Source organism: Kluyvera sp., assembly GCF_047971185.1.
Classification (GTDB): domain Bacteria; phylum Pseudomonadota; class Gammaproteobacteria; order Enterobacterales; family Enterobacteriaceae; genus Kluyvera.
On the sequence record NZ_JBKDZH010000106.1, the window covers coordinates 1 to 18682 of the forward strand.

The window sequence follows — 18682 nt, forward strand, 5'->3', positions numbered from 1 at the left end:
ACTAAATGAAGCTAAAGATGTGGCGCTAAGGTATTACAAATTAACCAATAAACCTCTCGGAATCACAGGAGAAATAGCTGAACATGAAGCTGCAACTCTTCTCGGGTTGTCACTATGTTCGGCACGTCAGTCCGGATACGATGCGACTGAGATTTTGGACGGGAAAGAATATAGAGTTCAAATCAAAGGTCGATATATGCCTGATCCTAAAAAAGTCTCTGCGAGAATTGGTGCTATTGATATATCTAAGCCATTTGATTCTGTTCTTTTAGTTTTGCTTGATGAAAATTATGATGCTTTTGCCATGTATGAAGCATCAAGAGATGTAGTAGTCGCAGCTCTTCAAGCTCCCGGGTCAAAGTCTAGAAATGAGCGAAACCAGCTAGGCATAGCAAAATTCAAGTCTATTAGTAGTCTCCGCTGGAGCAAGGTTGCTGAACCTGAGATCCTTTAATTGGTACACGTTTAGGTACACAACTGAAAGTTGAATACAGAAAAACCCTTAATATTTAAAAGGTTGAATGTTTTATTCAGACTCCGCCAGCTCCACGCCCAGCCGCTGGGCAATCAGCGCCCGCGCCTCCTGGCCCAGCGCAAACTCTTTCGGGTAGAGCCGTTTGGTCTCCCACAGCAGCACGTTGCGCAGCGCCACGCCCTTTTTCTGCCGCTCAATGGCGAAGTGACAGTGATCGGTCAACGTGATGTAGACGCTCTCCTGTAGCTTGCCGAGCCGCTCGCGCGCCCGCTCAATGATCCGGTCGCAGGTGGTCATCACCTCAAGCGGGATCTGACTGAGTAATTCACCTAAACGCCCTACCAGCTCATCGCTTTGCAGAGCAAAAATTTTCTCGATTTTCGACTCGTCCAGTGAGTCGCCGACGCGTTTCTGAAAGGCTAGCCCTCGCCCCATCACCACCTGCTCACGCCGGTGTTCATCCAGAACCACCACCACATTATTATTAAGCACTTTGGCGATCTGCATTTATACACTTCATCCTTCAAGCTGCCTCCGCGTTGGCTGCGCTCATTCACCCCAGTCACGGACTTATGTACGCTCCTGGGGATTCATTCCCTTGCCGCCTTGATGCAACTTGAATGATTTTGTGTATATGAACCCCAGAAACAAAAAAACCTGACTCCTGACAAACGTCAGATAATCAGGTTTTGCCTGCCGTAGCAGTAACAATCGGCTACGAGTATTTCATTTAACGCGCCCGTTGCTCAATGGAGCGACGAGAAAATTGTGATACAGATCGGATACTTTATGCCTGCCAGTCGTGAATCGCCCGGGCAATCCGCTTAGATTCCTGCAACGCGCGCACGGCGGTAAACAGCTCGCTGGCTTCGGCATACTCTTTGCGCAAATAGCCCAGCCACTGCTTAATCCGCGCGACGTGATACAGCCCGGTATCGCCCTGCTTTTCCAGGTGGGCGTATTTTTTCAGTAAATCGACCACCTGCGGCCACGGCAGTCGCGGCTCGTTGTATTTGATGACCCGGCTGAGGTTCGGCACGTTCAGCGCACCGCGGCCAATCATCACCGCGTCGCAGCCGGTCACTGCCATACAGCCCTGCGCGCTGTCGTAGTCCCAGATCTCGCCGTTGGCGATAACCGGAATGGAGAGCCGCTGGCGGATATCGGCAATCGCCTGCCAGTTAATGCGCTCGGCCTTGTAGCCGTCTTCTTTGGTGCGCCCGTGCACCGCCAGCTCGGTCGCCCCCGCCTGCTGCACCGCATCGGCAATTTCAAACTGCCGCGCGCCGCTGTCCCAGCCCAGGCGCACCTTGACCGTCACCGGCAGGTGCGCGGGAACCGCTTCGCGCATGGCTTTCGCGCCCTGATAGATAAGCTCCGGATCTTTCAGCAGCGTGGCCCCACCGCCGCTGCCGTTGACCGTTTTCGACGGGCAGCCGCAGTTGAGGTCCACGCCCCAGGAGCCCAGCTCCACCGCGCGGGCGGCGTTCTCCGCTAGCCACTCGGGATACTGCCCCAACAGCTGGATGCGCACGCGGGTGCCGGACGGCGTACGGCTGCCGTTATGCAGCTCCGGACACAGCTTGTAGAACGATTTTACCGGCAGCAGTTGATCCACCACGCGCAGAAATTCGGTGATGCACAGATCGTAATCATTCACTTCGGTCAGCAGCTCGCGCACCAGGGAGTCGAGCACGCCTTCCATCGGTGCCAGTAAAACACGCATATTGTTATCCGGAAAAAAAAGAGGCGCTATGGTAACGTCTTAGTATGCCGCTTTCCACTGCCAGTCGACACACCAGGAGGTGAATAATGAATACCAGGGATATCCAGCTTCGCGCCGTCCAGCCGCCGCGCGGATTTAACGACGTACCGCCGGTCACGCTGACCGATGCCACCCTGCTCGAACGTAAAAATAAGCTGCTCGCCAGCATGCAGGAAGAGCGCTTCGACGCGCTGGTGATTTACGCCGACAAAGAGCACGGCAGTAATTTTGAGTACCTGACCGGCTTTATTCCGCGTTTTGAGGAAGGGTTACTGGTGCTGCATAAGTCCGGGCACGCCACCGCGATCCTCGGCAATGAAAACCTGAAAATGGCCAACCATTCGCGTATTCCCGTAACGCTCAAGCATTGTCCGCTGTTCTCGCTGCCGAATCAGCCGATGGATAACGAAAAGCCGCTGGCGCAGCTGTTTAGCGAAACCGGGCTGAGCGCCATGTCAAAGATTGGCCTGGTGGGCTGGAAAATGTTTACCGCCGCCGGCAGCGATAATGCAAAGCTGTTCGACCTTCCGTGGTTTATCGTCGAGGCGATCAAACAGAGCACCCACGCCGAGCTGATTAACGCCGCGCATCTGTTTATCGGCGGCGATAAAGGCGCACGTACGGTGAATAACGCCAACGAAATTGCCCACTATGAATACGGCGCTAACCTCGCCTCGCGCTGCATGCTGGCGGCGCTGGATGCCGTCGAACCGGGCGTTCGCGAGGTAGATCTGGGCGCGCTGCTTACCGCCGAAGGGCAGTTTCCGTCGGTGGTGACCATCGCCGCCGCCGGGCAGCGTTTTGAAAAGGCCAACCTGTATCCCTCTTATAAAAAGGTCGAGCGCGGCCAGCCGCTGTCGATGACCACCGGTTTTAAAGGCGGGCTATCCAGCCGCAGTGGATTCGTGATTGCCGAAGAAAGCGAGCTGCCGGAGAACCAGCGCGATTATTTAGACCGGGTGGTGAAACCGTACTTTGGCGCGGTGGCAACGTGGCTGGAGCAGATTAAAATTGGCATGCCGGGCGGCGAGCTTTACGATTTAGTCGAACGCGTGCTGCCGAAAGCGCAGTACGGCTGGCATCTTAATCCGGGGCACCTGAGCGCCGATGAAGAGTGGATGTCATCGCCGGTGTACGCGGGTTCCGTTGCCACGCTGAAAAGCGGAATGATCGTGCAGATCGATATTATCCCGTCGGTACCGGGATACACCGGAACCAGTGCCGAAGAGAGCGTCGCGCTGGCGGATGCGGCGTTGCAACAACAGATCGCGCAGTATTATCCAGATCTGTGGGCGCGTATTGAGGCGCGCCGGGCGTATATTCGCGAGACGTTGCATATTGCGTTGAGCGATGACGTGATACCGCTCTCAAACGCCGTGGGGTATTTGCGGCCGTTTATGTTAGCCAAAGATAAGGCGCTGGTGGGTTAGTTTGCAGCCCATTCAGCGCCCTCTCCCTGAATCGAGGGACAGGTCCTAATATCTGTCAGTAAGGTGAAGGGTTCCGTTCACTTTACGTCAGGCGGAACATGAGGTCTTTTCACCGGTGAACGGGCCAAGGGGGGCGCCCGCGCCCCCCTTGACAATCCCCGCGGCCCCGCAGGGAAATAGGTGCTTCGCACTGCGCTCACCTACGAACTCCAGCCTACGGCACGGCGAAACTCGAGATTACTCGTCCCATCCCTGGGACTCGCCCTTCGGGCCAACGCAAGCGTTGTTCAAAATTGCTCTCGGCAATTTTGTCCTGTCTCGGTTCGCCTCAGTCCGCCATCCATGGCGTCCTGACCTTGCCTTCCATTCTTCGGTTCGCCGATTTCCAGCGGGACTCATCGGTTTCAGTGGCTCTGGTTTTTGCTGTTAACTAAAAGACCGCACTGGTGTTGGTGGCGTCTAAATCGCCGAAGCGTTCCCTGAAGGCCGGGGCAGCCCACAGGGATGTGGGCTGAGGGCGCGGCTTTACAGGGATGTTACCTCGCGCCCGACCCGAAAGCCGTAAGGGATAAGCTGAGGGCACCGCGAAGCGGCGATTTTGCCGCCAGAGCCCGGGGGTGCAGGGGGCGGTGGCGATTGGCCGCCCCTTGCGCGCTCCCTGCGCCCGTGCAATTTATATGGCGAGAACTGAATAAGGAGCGCAACGGTGTGAGAAATCCAAATACACCTCCCCCTCGCTGATAACTATCATCGAGAACTTGTGTATAAGAGACAGCCCTGAAAAGAGAGGGAGCCCATCGTGGCAACCGCGGCTATCGCGGTTCCAGGCAGTTATCTTCTTTCCAGCCGTACAGCCACTCAATCCCGCGGTAGAACTCGTCCTGGGTTTTGCCTTTCCACAGCAGGTTACGCACCTGACGCTCAACCCCCGCCGCGTGGTACAGGCGGCCCATTTCACGGGTGGACCAGACGATACGCGCGGTGCGCGGAATACGTACCGATTCATACAGCGCAAATGCGCGGGCGGCATCGCCGTCGCACTGGGTCAACGCTTTGCCGAGCGTCACCGCATCTTCCAGCGCCATGCAGGCCCCCTGCGCCATATACTGCGCAACCGGATGCGCGGCGTCGCCCACCAGGGTGATGCGATCGTTGCCCCATTTCTCTACCGGTTCACGGTCGGCGGTCGACCAGCGACGCCATGAAGTGGGCTTGTCGAGCATCTGGCGCGGGCGCGGGTGGATGCCTTTAAAGTACGACATCACCTCTTCTTTACTGCCGTCACGCACGCCCCACTGTTCCGTCTCGCGGCTGTGGAAGGTCACCACCAGGTTGTACTGTTTGCCGCCGCGCAGCGGATAGTGCACCAGGTGGCAGTGCGGGCCCGCCCACAGCACCGGCGCGTTGATGCGCAGGTCTTCCGGCATATCTTCGCGTTCCACCACCGCGCGGTACACAACGTGGCCGGTCACGCGCGGCGTGTCGCCCAGCAGGCTCTGACGTACCACCGATTTCACACCGTCGCAGCCGATCAGAATATCCGCCGTCCAGCTATTCCCTTTGTCATCAAACACCGTCACGTCATCGGCGGTCTGGCGGATGTCCACCACGTGGGTAGAGGTGCGGTATTTGACGCCCGGATGCTGTAAAGCCGCTTCCCAGACGGTGGCATGAATATCAACGCGGTGAATGACCGCGTACGGGCCGCCGAAATGGTCGCGAAACGCCTGACCGGTCTCGACGCAAATCACCTCTTCGCCGTTGACCGCATCCATCATGGTGATGTGATCGGTAAACACCGCGCGCTGGCGGGCGACCTCGCCAACCCCCAGGCTGTCGAGCGCCGAAAAGGCGTTCGGCCCCAGCTGGATCCCGGCGCCAATTTCGCCGATTTCGTGCGCCTGCTCCAGCAGCATCACCTGGATGCCCTGACGCGCCAGCGACAGCGCGGTAGCCGCGCCACCGATACCGCCGCCGACAATAATTGCACGCGTTACTTTTGCCATGATAATTCTCCTTTCTGACTACGCCGGGATCTTGTCCTGCTGGTTTTCAGGGGCGGCGGCGATAAACGCCGGCAGCGCCGTACAGGCGTCATAGACCGCTTTACAGCGCGGGAACCCGCTCAGGTCACAGCCCATACGTTCGGCGTTGGCCCACTGCGGCACCAGGCAGCAGTCGGCGAGCGTCGGCGCATCGCCGATACAAAATGCCCCGGAATCGCTTCGGCGCAGCAGCTGTTCCACCGCGCTTAGCCCCTGCTGGATCCAGTGTGCATACCAGCGTTTTTTCTCATCTTCACTGACCTTCAGCTCGTCGCTGAGGTAGCGCAATACGCGCATGTTATTGATGGGGTGGATGTCGCAACAGATGGCGTACACTACTTCCAGCACGCGCATGCGCTGCGGATCGTTCGCCGGTAGCAGCGGCGTCTGCGGGAAATGTCTGTCCAGCCAGTCAATAATCGCCAGCGATTGCCCCAGCGATTCACCGTCGTCGGTAATAAGCGCGGGCACCAGCCCCACCGGATTCAGGCGTCGGTATTCCAGCGCGTTCTGCTGGCCGATACGAATGTTGACGCCCACCGTCTGGTGGTCAATGCCCTTCAGCGCCAGCGCGATGCGCACGCGGTAAGAGGCCGAACTATTAAAAAAACTGTACAGCTTCATCGCTCACCTCAAACAATTTTCACCGCGATTGGCGTTAAACCTTCGACGTTACCGGTGATGGTTTCGCCTTTCACTACCGGGCCAACCCCTTCCGGCGTACCGGTGAAGATCAGGTCGCCCGGCTGCAGTTCGAAGAAACCGGACAGGTAGCTGACGGTCTCTTTAACATCCCAGATCAGATGTTCAATATCGCTGCGCTGGCGATCTTTACCGTCCACCTGCAGCCAGATTGGCGCGTTGTCGAGCGACGGCGCGTCGGCGACTTTATGCAGCGGCGCAATCGGCGCGGAGAGGTCGAACGCCTTGCCGATTTCCCACGGGCGGCCCATCTGACGCATCTCCATCTGACGGTCGCGGCGGGTCATGTCGAGGCCGGTCGCGTAGCCCCAGATGTACTCTTCGGCGTTTTCCAGCGGGATATCGCTGCCTTTTTTACCGATAGCCACCACCAGCTCAATTTCATAGTGATAGTTGTCGGTCTGCGCCGGGTAGGCCAGATTCAGGGTTTCCCCCGCGGCCACGGGAACCACGGCGTCGGCCGGTTTGCAGAAGAAGAACGGCGGCTCGCGATCCGGGTCGAAGCCCATTTCACGGGCGTGGGCGGCATAGTTACGGCCCACGCAGTACACGCGGCGTACCGGGAACTGCTCGTCGCTGCCAACTACCGGAATCGCCACCGGGGCCTGGGGTTCAAATACGTATTTGCTCATTTTTCTTCTCCTGAATTAATAGCGTGCTTCGCGGAACAGGCCCAGGGCTTCCTGGACAGGTCGGTCCGAGAAGCTGAATAGCACGGTCTCTTCGGGCGTGTTGAACGACACGCTGTGCCAGGTTGGCACAACAAAAATATCTTTCGCTTTAAAGCTGAAGGTCTGGTCGCCGATAGTCACCTCGCCGCTGCCCTCCACCACGTGGTAGATGGTGCTGTCGGTGGTGCGCGCCTGACGCGACTGGAAGCCTTTCGGCAGCAGTTGCAGGAACGCGCCCATCGAGGGCATCGGGTAGCCGCCGGTCACCGGGTTGACGTAGCGCATCTTGTAGCCGTCCCACTCGTCGGCGTCGCCCATGCGGGTCAGATCGTGCAGCGCTTCGCGGCTACGGTCGTAGCGGTAGTTGAAAATCGGCGACGAGTTGCCCGCCTGGTGGCGCAGCGGCAGCATGTTGGCGGCGTAGCGCGGCAGATAGTCACCCTCTTTACGCGTCACCGGCTGCTGCTCTTCCGGGTAGTCTTCGGCAAAACCGCAGCCGAGGTAGTTCACCAGCGGCAGGTCGAGGCCATCCAGCCAGATAACCGGTTCATCGCCCGGATTGCCGTGATCGTGCCAGCGCCACTGCGGGGTCAGAATAAAGTCGCCGGGGCTCATCTGGGTGCGCTCGCCGTCGACGGCGGTAAACGCGCCGTGGCCTTCCACCACAAAGCGCAGCGCCGACTGGTTATGGCGATGGCTCGGAGCCACTTCCCCCGGCATAATCAGCTGCAGGCCCGCATACAGCGATGAGGTAATCGATGACTGGCCGCGCAGGCCGGGGTTTTCCAGCACCAGCACGCGGCGCACCGCTTCTTTCGCGCCAATCAGGTTGCCGCTTTCCAGCAGCAGCGGGCGGATTTCCTGGTAGTTCCAGTAGGCCGGAGCACAGTTGGCGTTCGGCGTTTTTGGCACCAGATGATGCAGGGATTCCCACAGCGGCGTCAGGTTTTGCCCGGAAATGTGCTGATAGAACTGTTGGCGATCGTGTTTTACGTCCGAGGTCATTATTATTCTCCTTAACTTTTCACCGCGCCCATCACAGGCTGCGATTCGGGTACTCGGGATGATTGGCGTACCACCAGGGTCAACAGCGTCAGCATGACGGCGCTGATGGCGGCGGGGACGGCAATCACAAAGAACAACGTGTCGAATGAGAAATTCATCGCCATCATCATGCCGCCGGAGACGGAGCCGACGATGGCGCCGCAGCGGCCGATGGCGTTAGACCAGCTCACGCCGGTAGCGCGGCTCTGCGTCGGATAGAGGGTGGCGGTCAGCGCGTTCAGCCCCACCTGCGAGCCGCTGATGCCGATACCGGTGCCGAAAATCGCCAGCGCCATCAGCCACAGGCCGTTTTCGCTCAGGCCAATCATCACAATGCACACCGCCCCCAGCGCATAGCTGACCGCCAGCACCCAGAACGGGTTGAATTTATCCATCAGCACGCCCAGCAGCAGCGCGCCCAGCGTACCGCCGACCTGGAACGCCGCCGTCACCCACGAGGCGTGCTGCAGGTCGATGCCGCGGTGGTTGAGCAGCGTTGGTATCCAGCTGGAAAGTAAGTAGATGATCAGCAGGCTCATAAAGAACACCACCCACAGCATCAGCGTGATGGTGAGCTGACGGCCGGCAAACAGCTGGCTGATGCTGCCCTTTTGCGTCGCCGCCGGTTCATCGAGCCAGAATTCGGTCTCGTCATAGCGCTCGCCGGTCATGGCGCTCACCGTACGGATAATCTGCGCCTGCGGACGCTGACGGCGAACCAGCCAGCGCGGCGACTCCGGCAGCGCGACCAGCAGGCCGAAGAACAACACCAGCGGCAGCACCCCACCCAGTACCAGAATGCCGTGCCAGCCAATCACCGCCACCAGCTGCGCGCTGACGATACCGCCGAGCGCCGAGCCGAGGGTAAAGCCGCAGAACATCAGAGTGACCAGCGCGCCGCGACGGCGGGACGGCAGGTATTCCGAGGTCATGGTAATGGTGTTGGGCATCGCGCCGCCGAGGCCGAGGCCGGTTAAGAAGCGCAGTACAATCAGAGTTTCGAGATTGGGCGAGAAGGCCGACAGCAGGCTGAACAGGCCAAACAGCGCCACGCACCACTCAATTACCCGCTTGCGTCCGAGCTTGTCGGAAAGCGGGCCGCACAGCAATGCGCCGGCGGTTAAGCCCAGCAGGCCCGCGCCAAACAGCGGGGCAAGGTCGGCGGCGGTCAGCTGCCAGTGTTCACGAATGGCCGGGGCGATAAAGCCGATGGCGGCGGTATCAAAACCGTCCATCATTACCACCAGGAAACAGCAAATAATGACGCGCCACTGCATCGCGCCGATAGGGGCAGCGTCGATTAGCGCCTGAAGTTCACGTCGTTGCGTCATAGGGAGGGCCTCGGTAAATGCAGGTTATCCATTTCGCCGTTCGCGCGTCTGGCCCGAACGGCACAGGGTAAGATGTTTCTTTTTTTTGCTTTTATGTTGCCATTTTGTGATAAGAGAAATGAGTTGTACAATGGCATTTCATGCTCAACCATAACCTGGAGGTTATACCTGATGGCTGACTGGACGCAGAAACTGAAGCTGCATCATTTGCATATCCTGGTGGCGCTCGGCGAGCAGGGTAATCTCACTCAGGTGGCGAAGATGATGCACATCACCCAGCCAGCGCTGTCGAAGTGGCTGACCCAGTTTGAAGATGAGCTGGGTCTGACGCTGTTTGAACGGCACAGCAAGGGGCTGCGTCCGTCGGAGGGCGGCAAGCTGCTGCTTCAGCACGCCCAGCGGCTGATTAACGATATCGAACGTTCGCAGTTTGAGATGGAGCGCTTTAAGCAGGGCGGGCTGGTAGGCAGCCTGAAGATCGGCTGCTCGCCGGTGGCGACGGACTGCGTTTCGCAGGCCATTTTTCCGCTGCTGGCCGAGATGCCGACGCTGCATCTGAATATTGAAGAAAAGGTGATGACACCGCTGCTGCACGATTTGCAGTCCGGAGTGGTGGACGTGGTCGTCGGGCGCATCGGCGGGCGGGCGCTAGAGCTACCGCTGAACTATGAAGTGCTGTACACCGAACCGGTCTGTTTTGTCGCGCGTACCGGGCACCCGCTGGCGCGCCTTGCCAGCCTGACGTGGAACGATCTGGCCTCATGGCGCTGGATCGTCTGGCCGAACGGCACGCCGATCCGCCAGAGTATCGATAACGCGCTGGTGGAAAACGGCGTCATGCTGCCGGAAAATACCATTGAATCGGCGTCGATGAACGTCAGCGTTAACCTGCTGCAAAGCAGCGATATGATCTCTATTCTTTCCTTACGCCTTGCCGAGCGCTACCAGCGCCAGGGGCAGCTGTCGATTCTGGCGCTGCCGCGCATTGAGCAGAAAGGCAGCGTTGGCGTATTCTGGCGCAAGAAAGATCTGCCCTCGCTGGCGCTGAGCCGCTTTCTTCACTATTTGTCGCATCCTGTACAAAACGAGGGCTAACCCTCGGTCAGATGCCTGATGTTCCACTTATCTATATCAGGTATGCTCAGATTTCATGATGTGATCGGTAGCACATTTTAGGGTTTAATTGTATGATGAATGCATTCCACCAAAGGTGACTCCCATGCTCAAATCACTGAATATTATCTGGCAATACCTGCGTGCATTCGTGCTGATTTACGCCTGCCTTTATGCCGGAATTTTTGTTTCATCGCTGCTGCCCATCACCATCCCCGGCAGCATTATCGGCATGCTGATTCTCTTCGTGCTGCTGGCGCTGCAAATTCTGCCCGCCAAATGGGTTAACCCCGGCTGCTACGTGCTGATTCGTTACATGGCGCTGCTGTTTGTGCCGATCGGCGTGGGCGTGATGCAGTACTTCACGCTGCTGAGCCAGCAGTTCGGCCCGGTGGTGGTCTCCTGCACCATCAGTACGCTGGTGGTGCTGGTGGTGGTGAGCTGGAGTTCACATCTGGTCCACGGTGAACGCAAAGTCGTCGGTCAAGAAGAGGCGAACAAATAATGCTTCATTATATCTGGTGGTCGCTGCCGCTGACCCTGGTGGTCTTTTTTGCCGCCCGTAAGCTTGGCGCACGTTTTAAAATGCCGCTGCTCAACCCGCTGCTGGTGTCGATGGTGGTGATCATTCCGTTCCTGATGCTGACCGGCATCCCCTATGACCACTATTTCAAAGGCAGCGAAGTCTTAAACGATCTGCTGCAACCGGCGGTGGTCGCCCTCGCCTATCCGCTGTATGAACAGCTGCACCAGATTCGCGCCCGCTGGAAATCCATCATCACTATCTGCTTTATCGGCAGCGCGGTGGCGATGATTACCGGTACCTCCGTGGCATTGATGATGGGCGCATCGCCGCAAATCGCCGCTTCTATTCTGCCTAAATCGGTCACCACCCCGATTGCGATGGCGGTGAGCGGGAGCATCGGCGGTATTCCCGCCATCAGCGCGGTGTGCGTGATTTACGTCGGCATCCTCGGCGCGGTGTTTGGCCACACGCTGCTTAACCTGATGCGCATTACCACCAAAGCGTCGCGCGGCCTGTCGATGGGCACGGCGTCACACGCCCTTGGCACCGCGCGCTGCGCCGAAATGGACTACCAGGAAGGGGCGTTTAGTTCACTGGCGCTGGTTATCTGCGGGATTATTACCTCGCTGATTGCCCCGTTCCTGTTCCCGATAATTTTATCGGTGGTGGGATAAACGAGACAACTCACACATTTCAGAATTAGATTACATGTGTTGCATTAACAATGAGACATTGATCACTAACCAAGGCGTGCGCGCCCCGTACACTACGATCCCATTACATTGTTATGAGGCATAACGCCATGCATCCACGTTTTCAATCTGCTTTTACGCAACTGGCGGCAGACCTGCAGACCGCTATCGCTCCGCTGTTAGCCGATCCGCACTTTTCTGCCGAGCTGAGCGCCGAGCAGGTCTCATCGCTGCGACAGGCGACGGGGCTGGACGAAGACGCGCTCGCTTTCGCGCTCCTGCCGCTGGCGGCAGCCTGCGCTCGCGCGGACCTCTCTCATTTTAACGTTGGCGCGATCGCCCGCGGCGTCAGCGGTACCTGGTACTTCGGCGGTAACATGGAGTTTCTCGGCGCGACCATGCAGCAAACGGTGCACGCCGAGCAAAGCGCCATCAGCCACGCGTGGCTGCGCGGTGAAAAAGCACTGCAGGCGATTACCGTCAACTACACGCCGTGCGGCCACTGCCGTCAGTTTATGAACGAGCTGAACAGCGGGCTGGCGCTGCGCATCAACCTGCCGGGCCGCCAGCCGCAGACTCTGAAAGATTACCTGCCGGATGCCTTTGGCCCGAAAGATCTGGAGATCAAAACCCTGCTGATGGACGCGCAGGATCACGGTTATCCGCTTGACGGCGACGCGCTGGCGCAGGCCGCGATTCAGGCCGCGAATCATAGCCATACTCCATATAGCCAATCGCCGTCCGGCGTGGCGCTGGAGCTGCGCGATGGCACCATCTTCAGCGGTAGCTATGCTGAAAACGCCGCGTTTAACCCGACCCTGCCGCCGCTGCAGGGCGCGCTGAACCTGCTGAGCCTGAACGGTTACGACTACCCGGATATTCAGCGCGCCATTCTCGCTGAACGCGCCGATGCCCCGCTGATTCAGTGGGACGCCACCGCCGCCACGCTGAAAGCGCTGGGCTGCCATAACATCGACCGCGTATTGTTAGGGTAATTCTGTCGCCCGGACGCGGCGTGTAACGCCGACTCCGGGTTTCCCCGCCGGGATGCCTCGTGCAACATTGTTGAAATTCCCCGCAATTAAACGATGGTTTCTTGCGCTTGCCCGACGGGTAAAGTAGCCTGATGTCTCCCTCGTCCATCATTGAGTCAAGTTCATGTTAAAGCGTGTGTTATACAGCCTGTTAGTCCTGTGCGGCCTGCTGCTGTTGACCGTGCTGGGCCTTGACCGCTGGATGAGCTGGAAAACCGCGCCTTATATCTACGACGAGCTGCAGGACCTGCCCTACCGCCAGGTTGGCGTGGTGCTCGGCACCGCCAAGTATTACCGCACCGGCGTCATTAATCAGTATTACCGTTACCGCATTCAGGGCGCACTCAACGCCTACAACAGCGGCAAGGTTAACTACCTGCTGCTCAGCGGCGACAACGCGCTGCAAAGCTATAACGAGCCGATGACCATGCGCCGCGATCTGATCAAAGCGGGCGTTGCCCCCGAAGACATCGTGCTGGACTACGCGGGCTTCCGCACGCTCGACTCCATCGTTCGTACTCGTAAGGTGTTCGATACCAACGATTTCATCATCATCACCCAGCGCTTCCACTGCGAGCGCGCGCTGTTTATCGCCCTGCACATGGGCATTCAGGCGCAGTGCTACGCCGTGCCGTCGCCGAAAGATATGTGGAACGTGCGTCTGCGTGAGTTCGGCGCCCGCTTCGGCGCGCTGGCGGATCTCTACCTCTTCAAGCGCGAACCGCGTTTCTTAGGCCCGCTGATTCCAATTCCCGCCCAGCAGGAAGTACCGGAAGACGCGCAGGGCTACCCGGCGGTGACGCCGGAACAGCTGCTCGAGTTGCAGAAGAAGAAGTCCTGATAGCTTTCGAGGCATAAACGTCAAAAAGCCCGGCCAAAATTGACCGGGCTTTTGCATTCGGATAGACGTTACTTCTTACGCGCGTACTTCAGAGAGTCCAGCGCTACCGCGAAGATAATAATCGCGCCCTTGATAATGTACTGCCAGTACGGGTTGACGCCGATATAGGTCAGGCCGTAGTTGATGACGGTGAAGATAATCACACCGGTCACCACGCCGAATACCGTGCCGACGCCGCCGCTGAAGGAGACCCCGCCAACCACGCAGGCGGCGATGGCATCCAGTTCGTACATAAAGCCGAGGTTGTTGGTCGCCGAGCCGATACGCCCTGCTTCCAGCATCCCGCCGAAGGCGTAGAACACACCGGACAGCGCATAAATCACCAGCAGGTTCAGCGCCACGTTTACGCCGGACACTTTCGCCGCTTCCGGGTTGCCGCCGATAGCGAAGATGTTTTTACCAAAGCGGGTTTTGTTCCACAGGATCCAGACAAAGGCCACCGCAATCAGCGCGTAGAAGGTGATGTAGGACAAACGGAAGGTGCCGAGCGCCACGAATCCCTGGGTGAACGTCGAGAAACCGCTGTCGAAACCGGAAATCGGCGACGCGCCGACAAAGTCGTAATACAGCGAGTTAATACCGTAAACAATAATCATGGTACCCAGCGTGGTGATAAACGGCGTCACGTTGAGGTAGGCGATGATAATACCGTTGATCAGGCCGATAACCGCGCCAATGGCGCAAACAATCAGCACCACCACAATAATCGGCATCGTTGCCAGTTCCGGGAACACCTTGTTGGCGTTTTCCATCGACTGTAACAAGGTTGCCGCAATTACCGCCGCCAGCCCCACCTGACGACCGGCCGACAGGTCGGTACCCTGAGTGACGATCAGCCCCGCCACGCCCAGCGCGATGATAATACGCACCGAGGACTGGGTCAGGATGTTACTAAGGTTCAGCAAACTTAAGAAGGTTGGGTCCTGAATAATAATAATGGCCAACAGAACCAAAAGTACGACGTAAATACCGCCATCTTTCAGATAGGTCAGAAAGCTTTTTTTATTTAATGCACTCATGTCGAGCCCCTGCGATTAAAGGTGCAATGACGCAAGACGGAGAATTTCGTTTTGCGTTGCTGTTTTTGTTTCTACAATACCGGCAACCAGACCATTGCTCATGACGAGGATGCGGTCAGTAATACCCAGCAGCTCAGGCATTTCCGAAGAAATAATAATGATCCCTTTATCTTTCTTCGCCAGCTCGGCGATCAGTTGATAAATTTCAAACTTCGCACCGACGTCAATCCCACGGGTCGGTTCATCGAGCATGAGAATTTCCGGCTGAGTCAGCAACCAGCGGCCAATAATAACCTTTTGCTGGTTACCGCCAGATAATGAGCCAATCTGTGTATGGTGCCCTGGCGTTTTTACCCGCATAGAGTCAATGACCCATTGGGTATCGCTCTTCATGCGTGAGTTATCCAGCAGACCAATTTTATTTTTATAGCTCTTAATATTGGAGATTAAGGAGTTAAAGCCGATATCGAGATAAGCATAAATCCCCGTCGAACGACGTTCTTCGGTCACCAGCGCGAAGCCGTTATTAATCGCTTCGTTGGCGCTGTGGTTATTAATTTTCTTACCGTGCAGCGTAATCGTGCCGGACGATTTTTCGCGCACGCCGAACAGCGTTTCCACGATATCGGTACGTTTAGCGCCCACCAGCCCGGCAATGCCGAGGATCTCACCTTTGCGCAGCTGGAACGACACGTCGCGGATCGACGGCTGGCGCAGCGAGGTCAGGTGCTGAACGTCAAGGATCACTTCACCCGGCTCATTCTGGCGGTCCGGGAAGCGCTGGTTCAGCGAGCGGCCCACCATCATGGCAATGATCTTGTCCATGTCCAGCCCTTCCAGCGGCTGGGTGGCGATCCACTGCCCGTCGCGCAGTACCGTGATTTCATCACACAGCTGGAAGATTTCCTCCATTTTGTGCGAGATATAGACGATGCCGCAGCCGCGCTCTTTCAGCTTACGGATGATAGTGAACAGATGGTTCACCTCTTTTTCCGTCAGCGACGAGGTGGGTTCATCCATAATCACGATTTTGGCGTTATAGGAGAATGCCTTAGCAATTTCAATCATCTGCATCTGCGAAACCGATAAGGTACCGACGCGCGCGCGCGGGTCGATATCAATATCCAGCTCATCAAAGATGGCTTTGGTATCGCGATACATTTTGTCCTGATCGACGAACATGCCTTTGGTGGGATAACGCCCCAGCCACATGTTATCCATCACCGAACGCTGTAATACCAGGTTAAGCTCCTGGTGGACCATTGAAATACCGTTTTCCAGCGCCTCTTTGGCGGAATGGAAATCAATTTCTTTACCCTGGAAGAGAATGCTGCCGGAATCTTTTTGATAGATCCCAAATAGGCATTTTAATAATGTTGATTTGCCCGCGCCGTTCTCCCCCATTAATGCATGGATCGAGTGTGGACGAACTCTCAGGTTAACATTGTCGAGCGCTTTTACGCCGGGAAAAGACTTGTTGATCTGGCTCATTTCCAGCAAGTATTCACCTGACGGCTCTCTATTATTGTTGTCCATATATATACCTGGCCGCGATAATTCTGAGTCAGTATTTATGGGGCGTACGGACGCACGCCCCATATATTTAAAGATTACTTACCGGTAAATTGGCTAAGGTTATCTTTATCGACGCCAACGTAAGGTACGCGGACGATTTTGTTTTCAATTTTCCAGCTGGTGCCGTCGGCGGCGCCTTTGCCATCAGCCAGGTTTTTCGCCAGATCGAAGGTGGCTTTCGCCTGGTTGTTAGCATCGTTCAGCACGGTACCGGCCATTGCACCGGATTTCACCAGCGCCAGCGCTTCCGGCAGGGCATCGACGCCAAACACCGGGATAGAGGATTTGTTGTGCGCTTTCAGCGCTTCAACCGCACCCATTGCCATCGCATCGTTGTTGGCGATCACGACTTCAATTTTGTTGGCGTTCGGGCCGGACAGCCAGGCATCCATCTTATCTTTCGCCTGAGCGGTATCCCACATCGCGGTATCCAGCTGCAGCTGCTGGGTTTTCAGGCCCTTGTCGTTCAGCTCTTTGATAACGTAAGTGGTACGCGCTTCGGCATCCGGGTGGCCCGGCTCGCCTTTCAGCAGCACGAACTGAATCTGGCCGTCTTTATTCAGGTCCCAGTTCGGGTTAGCCGCCCAGTGCTTGGCAATCAGGTCGCCCTGGATAATGCCGGACTCTTTAGAGTCGGTGCCCACATAGAAAGCTTTATCGTAGCTATCCAGCGCTTTACGAGAAGGTTCTTTGTTGAAGAACACGATCGGCACGTTCTGGCCGCGCGCTTTCTCAATTACCGTGCCCGCAGCAGCCGGGTCGACCAGGTTAATCGCCAGCGCTTTCACGCCCTTTGCCAGCAGCACGTCAATCTGGTCGTTCTGCTTGGACTGGTCGTTCTGGGAGTCGTTCATCAGTAGCTGAACGTCCGGCGCCGATTTGCCGTCTTTCTCAATCGCCTTGCGCACGACGGACATGAAGTTATCGTCGTATTTATAGATCGTCACACCGATACGGGTATCGGCAGCGTGCGCTGCGGCGCCGAAAAACATACTGGCCATCAGAGCAGACAGGGTTAACACCTTCTTATTCATGGTATCTCCGGTTTTATTATGCAGGGTAGTACGGGTGAAATTAGTCGGCGGGCATGGTTAATAGAATGTTACCACCCGACGAAATTCACTAGTAAAAATTTGTTCTTCCGTGTTGAGTAACGATCCAGAGTACGATTTATGCTGTGTTTGCAGCTGGTAAACGTGAGAAAAAGTGATTAATCACCGTTACATCATGTTTCAGCCTGATAAACGCAGCCACTATAGCCATCGCAATGTTAACAATCTGTGAATTTACTCACAGATTGAAAACGGTTACATCGGATTAACACTTTAGTTCGTGATGGGTTGCACAAATTGCCGTTGGGCCACCGAATGGCGGCGTACCAGGGTCGGCATAAAGCAGTGCGTCGCGTCACCGTCGAGCTTGCCTGCTGCGCCGAGCAGCGCCAGCTCCGTGGCTTGTTTCGCCATAGAAACAATGGGATAGCGAACGGTGGTGAGCTGGGGATCGGTATAGCGGGCAATCGGGATATCGTCAAAGCCAATCACCGAAACCTGCTGCGGTACCGCAATACCGTTGTCTTTGAGCGCGCTGAGCGCCCCGGCCGCCATATTGTCGTTATAGGCGAATACCGCCGTCAGCCCGGCGTTGCGCCCGAGCAGTTCAACCATGGCCGCCTCGCCGCCCTGCATGTCCGGCGTCCCGGTGCCCACCCAGCTTTCCGGCGCGACAATGCCCTGCTCCTGTAAGGCTCGCGACCACCCTTCCCGGCGCATGTCGTCATCTTCAATATTGTGGCTGGAAGCCAGATAGCCGATACGCTGATGGCCGTGATTGAGCAACATCCGCGTGCCCATCAGCGCGCCGCTGACGTTGTCGAGGCAAACGCAGCGGTGGGCGAAGCCGGGGACGATACGATTGATCAGCACCATGCCGGGCATCTGCGCCATAAACTCGCTCAACTCCCGATCGCTTAGCGCTTTTGAATGCACGATCAGCGCGCTACAGCGCTGGCGAATCAGCACCTCAATCGCGTTACGCTCTTTGTCCGCTTCGTGATAGCTGTTACCAATCAGTACGTTTTTCTGGTACTGCTGGGCCACCGTATCGACAGCCTTCACCAGCGCGCCGAAGAACGCATCGGAGACGTCCATCACCACCACGCCGATGGTATCGCTGACCTGAGTCGCCAGCGCCTGAGCGTTGGCATTCGGCCGATAGCCCAACGCGGCAACCGCCTTCATCACCGCATCGCGGGTATCCTGACTCACCAGCGCGCTGTTGTTCAGCACCCGTGAAACGGTAGCAACGGAAACGCCCGCCTGGCGTGCGACATCACGAATGGTGACCATACTCACCGCCC

The 18682-nt window shown here is 57.1% G+C and carries 17 protein-coding genes and 1 pseudogene; 7 read left to right on the forward strand and 11 right to left on the reverse strand.

The genetic code is table 11. The features are described from left to right. A partial coding sequence (locus ACK5JN_RS21240) for a DUF6998 domain-containing protein (RefSeq protein ID WP_416871958.1) occupies positions 1-454 on the forward strand: 454 nt, incomplete at its 5' end. A 75-nt stretch (positions 455-529) separates the two neighbouring features. Here ACK5JN_RS21240 and ACK5JN_RS21245 read toward each other — a convergent pair. Together ACK5JN_RS21245 and dusC are read right to left on the reverse strand one after the other, a co-directional pair. Further along, a pseudogene (locus ACK5JN_RS21245) lies at positions 530-982 on the reverse strand (CAT RNA binding domain-containing protein); the annotation flags it as partial. 280 nt (positions 983-1262) lie between these two features. Beyond that, on the reverse strand, positions 1263-2201 hold the full coding sequence (dusC, locus tag ACK5JN_RS21250; protein ID WP_416871959.1) for a tRNA dihydrouridine(16) synthase DusC: 939 nt from the start codon (positions 2199-2201) through the stop codon (positions 1263-1265). Positions 2202-2287: 86 nt separating this feature from the next. Between dusC and ACK5JN_RS21255 the strand changes: the two genes are divergently transcribed. Next, complete coding sequence (locus tag ACK5JN_RS21255) at positions 2288-3670, forward strand: M24 family metallopeptidase (protein WP_416871960.1); 1383 nt, start codon at positions 2288-2290, stop codon at positions 3668-3670. A gap of 812 nt (positions 3671-4482) precedes the next feature. Here ACK5JN_RS21255 and ACK5JN_RS21260 read toward each other — a convergent pair. From ACK5JN_RS21260 to ACK5JN_RS21280, 5 genes are read right to left on the reverse strand one after another with little or no spacing between them, the layout of a single operon-like run. Beyond that, entirely contained in the window at positions 4483-5676 is a 1194-nt protein-coding gene (locus ACK5JN_RS21260) for a 3-hydroxybenzoate 6-monooxygenase (RefSeq protein ID WP_416871961.1), read from the reverse strand. 18 nt (positions 5677-5694) lie between these two features. Then, entirely contained in the window at positions 5695-6339 is a 645-nt protein-coding gene (gene maiA, locus ACK5JN_RS21265) for a maleylacetoacetate isomerase (protein ID WP_416871962.1), read from the reverse strand. 8 nt (positions 6340-6347) lie between these two features. After that, the gene (locus ACK5JN_RS21270; RefSeq protein ID WP_416871963.1) at positions 6348-7049 is read right to left on the reverse strand and encodes a fumarylacetoacetate hydrolase family protein; all 702 of its coding nucleotides are present in this window, start codon (positions 7047-7049) and stop codon (positions 6348-6350) included. 15 nt (positions 7050-7064) lie between these two features. Next, positions 7065-8093, reverse strand: a complete 1029-nt coding sequence (gene gtdA / locus ACK5JN_RS21275; RefSeq protein WP_416871964.1) for a gentisate 1,2-dioxygenase — start codon at positions 8091-8093, stop codon at positions 7065-7067. A gap of 11 nt (positions 8094-8104) precedes the next feature. Next, positions 8105-9463: an MFS transporter gene (locus ACK5JN_RS21280; protein WP_416871965.1), complete on the reverse strand. Its 1359-nt coding sequence runs from the start codon at positions 9461-9463 to the stop codon at positions 8105-8107. Positions 9464-9634: 171 nt separating this feature from the next. On the opposite strand from ACK5JN_RS21280, the gene ACK5JN_RS21285 reads away from it, so the two are divergent. The 5 genes from ACK5JN_RS21285 (at position 9635) to sanA (ending at position 13669) form a co-directional block, all read left to right on the forward strand. Continuing rightward, positions 9635-10558 carry a LysR substrate-binding domain-containing protein gene (locus ACK5JN_RS21285; RefSeq protein WP_416871966.1) on the forward strand — a complete coding sequence of 308 codons (924 nt, stop codon included), beginning with the start codon at positions 9635-9637 and terminating at the stop codon, positions 10556-10558. Positions 10559-10682: 124 nt separating this feature from the next. After that, positions 10683-11081, forward strand: a complete 399-nt coding sequence (locus ACK5JN_RS21290; protein WP_416871967.1) for a CidA/LrgA family protein — start codon at positions 10683-10685, stop codon at positions 11079-11081. Further along, positions 11081-11776 carry a CidB/LrgB family autolysis modulator gene (locus ACK5JN_RS21295; RefSeq protein WP_416871968.1) on the forward strand — a complete coding sequence of 232 codons (696 nt, stop codon included), beginning with the start codon at positions 11081-11083 and terminating at the stop codon, positions 11774-11776. The genes ACK5JN_RS21290 and ACK5JN_RS21295 overlap by 1 nt, the downstream gene beginning before the upstream one ends. 128 nt (positions 11777-11904) lie before the next feature. Next, a complete protein-coding gene (cdd, locus tag ACK5JN_RS21300; RefSeq protein ID WP_416871969.1) occupies positions 11905-12789 on the forward strand; it encodes a cytidine deaminase in 885 nt (294 codons plus the stop codon). A gap of 163 nt (positions 12790-12952) precedes the next feature. After that, positions 12953-13669, forward strand: coding sequence for an outer membrane permeability protein SanA (gene sanA, locus ACK5JN_RS21305; protein WP_416871970.1), 717 nt, complete (start codon positions 12953-12955; stop codon positions 13667-13669). A gap of 68 nt (positions 13670-13737) precedes the next feature. Here sanA and mglC read toward each other — a convergent pair whose 3' ends face one another. The 4 genes from mglC to galS all read right to left on the reverse strand — a co-directional run bounded on the left by mglC (position 13738) and on the right by galS (position 18671). Beyond that, positions 13738-14748 carry a galactose/methyl galactoside ABC transporter permease MglC gene (mglC, locus tag ACK5JN_RS21310; RefSeq protein ID WP_416871971.1) on the reverse strand — a complete coding sequence of 337 codons (1011 nt, stop codon included), beginning with the start codon at positions 14746-14748 and terminating at the stop codon, positions 13738-13740. 15 nt (positions 14749-14763) lie between these two features. After that, positions 14764-16284 carry a galactose/methyl galactoside ABC transporter ATP-binding protein MglA gene (mglA, locus tag ACK5JN_RS21315; RefSeq protein WP_416871972.1) on the reverse strand — a complete coding sequence of 507 codons (1521 nt, stop codon included), beginning with the start codon at positions 16282-16284 and terminating at the stop codon, positions 14764-14766. Between the two features lie 74 nt (positions 16285-16358). Then, positions 16359-17357 carry a galactose/glucose ABC transporter substrate-binding protein MglB gene (mglB, locus tag ACK5JN_RS21320; RefSeq protein ID WP_416871973.1) on the reverse strand — a complete coding sequence of 333 codons (999 nt, stop codon included), beginning with the start codon at positions 17355-17357 and terminating at the stop codon, positions 16359-16361. 291 nt (positions 17358-17648) lie between these two features. Beyond that, positions 17649-18671, reverse strand: coding sequence for an HTH-type transcriptional regulator GalS (gene galS / locus ACK5JN_RS21325; protein ID WP_416871974.1), 1023 nt, complete (start codon positions 18669-18671; stop codon positions 17649-17651). Positions 18672-18682: the final 11 nt, after the last annotated feature.

What these genes read in the sequence shown, in the direction of transcription:
- dusC (WP_416871959.1), bottom strand. Translation starts at nt 2,201, where the DNA reads ATGCGTGTTTTACTGGCACCGATGGAAGGCGTGCTCGACTCCCTGGTG.
- ACK5JN_RS21255 (WP_416871960.1), top strand. Translation starts at nt 2,288, where the DNA reads ATGAATACCAGGGATATCCAGCTTCGCGCCGTCCAGCCGCCGCGCGGA.
- ACK5JN_RS21260 (WP_416871961.1), bottom strand. Translation starts at nt 5,676, where the DNA reads ATGGCAAAAGTAACGCGTGCAATTATTGTCGGCGGCGGTATCGGTGGC.
- maiA (WP_416871962.1), bottom strand. Translation starts at nt 6,339, where the DNA reads ATGAAGCTGTACAGTTTTTTTAATAGTTCGGCCTCTTACCGCGTGCGC.
- ACK5JN_RS21270 (WP_416871963.1), bottom strand. Translation starts at nt 7,049, where the DNA reads ATGAGCAAATACGTATTTGAACCCCAGGCCCCGGTGGCGATTCCGGTA.
- gtdA (WP_416871964.1), bottom strand. Translation starts at nt 8,093, where the DNA reads ATGACCTCGGACGTAAAACACGATCGCCAACAGTTCTATCAGCACATT.
- ACK5JN_RS21280 (WP_416871965.1), bottom strand. Translation starts at nt 9,463, where the DNA reads ATGACGCAACGACGTGAACTTCAGGCGCTAATCGACGCTGCCCCTATC.
- ACK5JN_RS21285 (WP_416871966.1), top strand. Translation starts at nt 9,635, where the DNA reads ATGGCTGACTGGACGCAGAAACTGAAGCTGCATCATTTGCATATCCTG.
- ACK5JN_RS21290 (WP_416871967.1), top strand. Translation starts at nt 10,683, where the DNA reads ATGCTCAAATCACTGAATATTATCTGGCAATACCTGCGTGCATTCGTG.
- ACK5JN_RS21295 (WP_416871968.1), top strand. Translation starts at nt 11,081, where the DNA reads ATGCTTCATTATATCTGGTGGTCGCTGCCGCTGACCCTGGTGGTCTTT.
- cdd (WP_416871969.1), top strand. Translation starts at nt 11,905, where the DNA reads ATGCATCCACGTTTTCAATCTGCTTTTACGCAACTGGCGGCAGACCTG.
- sanA (WP_416871970.1), top strand. Translation starts at nt 12,953, where the DNA reads ATGTTAAAGCGTGTGTTATACAGCCTGTTAGTCCTGTGCGGCCTGCTG.
- mglC (WP_416871971.1), bottom strand. Translation starts at nt 14,748, where the DNA reads ATGAGTGCATTAAATAAAAAAAGCTTTCTGACCTATCTGAAAGATGGC.
- mglA (WP_416871972.1), bottom strand. Translation starts at nt 16,284, where the DNA reads ATGGACAACAATAATAGAGAGCCGTCAGGTGAATACTTGCTGGAAATG.
- mglB (WP_416871973.1), bottom strand. Translation starts at nt 17,357, where the DNA reads ATGAATAAGAAGGTGTTAACCCTGTCTGCTCTGATGGCCAGTATGTTT.
- galS (WP_416871974.1), bottom strand. Translation starts at nt 18,671, where the DNA reads ATGGTCACCATTCGTGATGTCGCACGCCAGGCGGGCGTTTCCGTTGCT.